At 68.2% G+C, this 4,026-nt stretch carries 5 protein-coding genes and 1 pseudogene; 4 read left to right on the forward strand and 2 right to left on the reverse strand.

All coding sequences use genetic code 11. The features are described from left to right. The coding region (locus tag ACNA7R_RS19490) for an ABC transporter permease subunit (protein WP_416285186.1) at nt 1-752 on the forward strand (752 nt) is incomplete at its 5' end. Between the two features lie 46 nt (nt 753-798). Further along, on the forward strand, nt 799-1,506 hold the full coding sequence (gene rpiA / locus ACNA7R_RS19495) for a ribose-5-phosphate isomerase RpiA (RefSeq protein ID WP_416285187.1): 708 nt from the start codon (nt 799-801) through the stop codon (nt 1,504-1,506). 9 nt (nt 1,507-1,515) lie between these two features. Here the strand turns inward: rpiA and ACNA7R_RS19500 are convergent, their stop codons facing one another. Next, nucleotides 1,516-1,929: a hypothetical protein gene (locus ACNA7R_RS19500; protein WP_416285189.1), complete on the reverse strand. Its 414-nt coding sequence runs from the start codon at nt 1,927-1,929 to the stop codon at nt 1,516-1,518. Between the two features lie 98 nt (nt 1,930-2,027). On the opposite strand from ACNA7R_RS19500, the gene fni reads away from it, so the two are divergent. Continuing rightward, nucleotides 2,028-3,086, forward strand: coding sequence for a type 2 isopentenyl-diphosphate Delta-isomerase (gene fni / locus ACNA7R_RS19505; RefSeq protein WP_416285190.1), 1,059 nt, complete (start codon nt 2,028-2,030; stop codon nt 3,084-3,086). A gap of 79 nt (nt 3,087-3,165) precedes the next feature. Here the strand turns inward: fni and ACNA7R_RS19510 are convergent, their stop codons facing one another. Beyond that, the gene (locus ACNA7R_RS19510; RefSeq protein ID WP_005554854.1) at nt 3,166-3,333 is read right to left on the reverse strand and encodes a DUF1931 family protein; all 168 of its coding nucleotides are present in this window, start codon (nt 3,331-3,333) and stop codon (nt 3,166-3,168) included. A gap of 254 nt (nt 3,334-3,587) precedes the next feature. Here ACNA7R_RS19510 and ACNA7R_RS19515 point away from each other — a divergent pair. Next, nucleotides 3,588-4,026 (forward strand): annotated as a pseudogene (locus ACNA7R_RS19515) (hypothetical protein); the annotation flags it as partial.

The raw sequence follows: 4,026 nt of genomic DNA on the forward strand, positions 1-4,026 counted from the left end.
TTACCGTCGGCGGGGCGTACCTGGCCTCCTGGGCCGCCAAGGCCTTCGAGGGCGGCGCCGAGACGACGCTGGATCTCATCATCGCCCTCCAGACGCCCGCGGGCTATCTCGTCCCGATCATCGCGCTCGTGGTCAGTTACGGTGCGATCGCGGGTGAACGCGAGAGCGGGAGCCTGAAGTTCCTGCTCGGCCTGCCCCACACCCGCCGCGACGTCGTGATCGGGAAGATTCTCGGGCGCACCGGCGTCGTCGGGGTCTCGATCCTCGTCGGGTTCGCCGTCGGACTGGTCGGGCTGTTCGCGTTCGTCGGGTCGGTCTCGCTGGTCGACTACGTCGGCTTTACGCTCGTGACGCTGCTGTTCGGGCTGGTCTACGTCTGCATCGGCGTCGGGCTCTCGTCGATGACCCGATCGACGACGAAGGCCGCGATCGGCGCGTTCGGGCTGATCGTCTTCTTCTGGTTCGCCTGGTCGATCCTCGTGCAGCTCCTGCTGTACGCCGTCGAGGGCCAGTTCTTCGTCGAGGAGTTCCCCGACTGGTATGTGACGCTGCTCTCGCTGTCGCCCGACGCCGCCTACGGCTCGGCGCTTGGGGCCGTCCTCGGCGAGTCCGGACTGACGATGAGCGGAATGTACGACGCCGGCGACCTACCGCTGACGGCCCGCCCCTGGTTCGGGTTCGTCGTCCTGGGAATCTGGGCGCTCGTTCCGCTCGCGGTCGGGATCCTTCGGTTCGACTCGATCAACCTCTAAGTCCCGAACTACAACGTTTTTCCCGCCGCCGCCCGCGCTATGAGCCATGAAGACGACGGGCGGATCCGACGCGGCGAAGCGACGCGCCGGCGAGCGCGCGGCCGAGGAGGTCGCGGACGGCGACGTCGTCGGGCTCGGAACCGGCTCGACGACTGCCTATGCGATCGAGGCGATCGGCCGGGCCGTCGCCGACGGGCTCGAGATCCGGGGAATACCGACCTCCTTTCAGTCCCGGCAGCTGGCCCTCGAGGTCGGGATCCCACTGACGGAACTCGACGCGGTCGAGGCCGTCGACCTCGCGATCGACGGCGCCGATCGGGTACTCGACGATCCCGGCTCCGCGGCCCACGGCACGCTGATCAAGGGCGGGGGCGCCGCCCACACCCGCGAGAAGCTCGTCGACGCGAGCGCCGACCGGTTCGTCGTCGTCGCCGACCCCTCGAAGCTGACCGACCGGCTCGAGACGCCGGTCCCGGTCGCCGTCCTCCCCGAGGCCCACACGGTCGTCGCCGAGCGGATCGGCGACCTGGGGGGCGAAGCGACGCTGCGAGAGGCCGAGTGCAAGGACGGCCCCGTCGTCACCGATAACGGGAACCTGGTGCTGGATTGCGCGTTCGATCCGATCGCCGACCCCGCCGAACTGGCCGGGCGCCTCTCGAGTCTGCCCGGCGTCGTCGAACACGGGCTGTTCGTCGACGTCGCCGACGCGACCTACGTCGGGACGGACGACGGCGTCGAGAGTCGGCGCTACTGACGGCGGCGGTTAGTTCCGCACCGGCTCCTCCTCGCTTTCGTCGCTCCCGATCGTCGACAGCGCCGCGACGGTCAGATAGAGCACGCCCAGCAGCCGGGCGGCCGGGTTCACCCACGGCTTCGGCTCGAGTTCGTCGACGTTCTCGTAGACCAGTTGCTGGCTCAGTTCGACGAGGGGCTTGGGGACGACCACGAGCGCGATTCCCGCGAGCGCGAGCAGCCGGTTGGCGATCGTCGCCCCCGATTCCCGGCGAGCCAGCACCCAGACGAACAGGGCGCCCTCGAGTCGGGCACCCCACAGCGCCCGCGGACGAAGCTGGGCATCTTTGGGGTTCTTCAGCCCGATCCGCTCGCAGGCGTCGATCACCGGTTGCGGCATTGCGATCTCGAAGATTCCGAACGCGATCAGCAGTTTGCGAAGCATTTCGTTTTCCCGATAGACGCGAACGCTCAAAAAATCGGCCCCGGACTCGTGCGTGGCGAACGGATCGTTTTTCACGATCCTCGTATCGCTACTAGGCAATGACCGAGACGGCCGACCGCAAGGACGACCACATCCGCATCATCGAGGAGGAGGACGTCGAAACGAGAGGGACCGGGTTCGAGGACGTCGAGCTGATCCACGAGGCCCTGCCCGAGATCCACCGCGACGAGATCGACACGTCGACGACCCTCTTCGGCTCGGCGGTCGACGCGCCGATCGTCATCGAGAGCATGACCGGGGGCCACCCGAACACGACGAAGATCAACCGGGCGCTGGCTGAGGCCGCCCAGCGGACCGGCGTCGCGATGGGCGTCGGCAGTCAGCGAGCGGGTCTCGAGCTCGACGACGAGGAGCTACTCGAGTCCTACACGGTCGTCCGCGACGTCGCCCCCGACGCCGTCCTCTACGGCAACGTCGGCGCCGCGCAGCTGCTCGAGTACGACCTCGCGGACGTCGAGCGAGCCGTCGAGATGATCGACGCCGACGCGATGGCGATCCACCTCAACTTCCTCCAGGAGGCGGTCCAGCCCGAGGGCGACGTCGACGCTCGAGGCTGTCTCGCCGAGATCGAACGCGTCGCCGACGGGCTCTCGGTCCCGGTCGTCGTCAAGGAGACCGGCAACGGCATCTCCCGGGAGACGGCTCGACGGCTCGCCGACGCCGGCGTCGACGCCATCGACGTCGCCGGCAAGGGCGGGACGACGTGGTCGGGGATCGAGTCCTACCGCGCCGCGGCAGTCGGCGCCGACCGGCAGGAACAGATCGGGAAGCTGTTCCGCGCGTGGGGCGTTCCGACCGCCGTGAGTACCCTCGAGGCCGCCGACGAACACGACACCGTCATCGCCAGCGGCGGCGTTCGATCGGGACTCGACGTCGCGAAGGCGATCGCGATGGGCGCGAGCGCCGGCGGACTCGCGAAACCGTTCCTGGCGCCCGCGGGGCAGGGGACCGACGCGGTCGTCGACCTGCTCGAGACCCTCGAACTCGAACTCCGGACGGCGATGTTCGTCACCGGCGCCGAATCGATCGAGGCGCTCGGCGAGCGCGAGTACGTCCTCACCGGGCGGACGAAGGAGTACCTCGAGCAGCGACGGTAGCGTCCGCTCTCGGAATTAGCGCTATCTGCCGTCGCTATCGTATCGTTGCAGCGATAAAAGAACGCTCGAGCGGGTCGCCTTACAGGTCGCGCGGCTGGACCGTCTTCCGGTCGTTCTCCTCGGCGCGGCGGGCGGCGTCCTCGAGAAGCTGGTCGACTTCCTCGTCGAGTGCGTCGTAGAAGTCCGAAGCGACGTTCTTGTCATCGAGCGCTTCCTTCACAGCGGCTTTGACGATAAGGTCTGCCATACGATGTGTCCGTTCCCGTTTCCCCATTATAAGCATTGTGGTTATGAGGGGGGAGAACGGGGTTGCAGGGGTTCGTTCGCCTGTTTGGGGCGCAAATGCCACCGGAAAATATATGGTTGATGAACTCCGCCGTCCGGGTTCGGGGTGACGACACCGGAGAATCGGCCTCGCGCGCGGTCTGGGTCCGCTCGCGCGCGTTTCCGATCTGCGACTCGGGTCGACGGATTCGAGTAGATCGATCCCCCAGTTCGGGTATGCGCGAACTCCTCGAGGCCGTCGCCGACGGCTCGCTGTCGCCGGCGGAGGCCGAGGCCGAACTCAACGGCTACGTCACCGGCGAGGCGGGACGGTTCGACGCGGCTCGCCAGCAACGTCGCGGTATTCCGGAAGGCATCTTCGCGGCGGGCAAGTCCGCCCCGCAGGTCGTCGCCCTCGCCGAGACCGCCCTCGAGACGACCGGCCGGGCGCTGATCACCCGGGCCGACGACGCCCAGATCGAGGCCCTGGAATCGACCCTGCTCGAGTCCTTTCCCGACGCGACCCTCGAGCGCTGGAGCACGACCGTCCTCGTTCGCACGGCCGACGCAGAGCAGCCGTCCCTCGACGCGACGGTCGGCATCGTCACCGCGGGTACCGTCGACGGTCCGGTCGCCGACGAGGCCGCGGCGGTTTGCCGGGACGCCGGCGTCACGA

It is taken from the genome of Natronococcus sp. (assembly GCF_047921035.1).
Taxonomy (GTDB): Archaea; Halobacteriota; Halobacteria; order Halobacteriales; family Natrialbaceae; genus Natronococcus.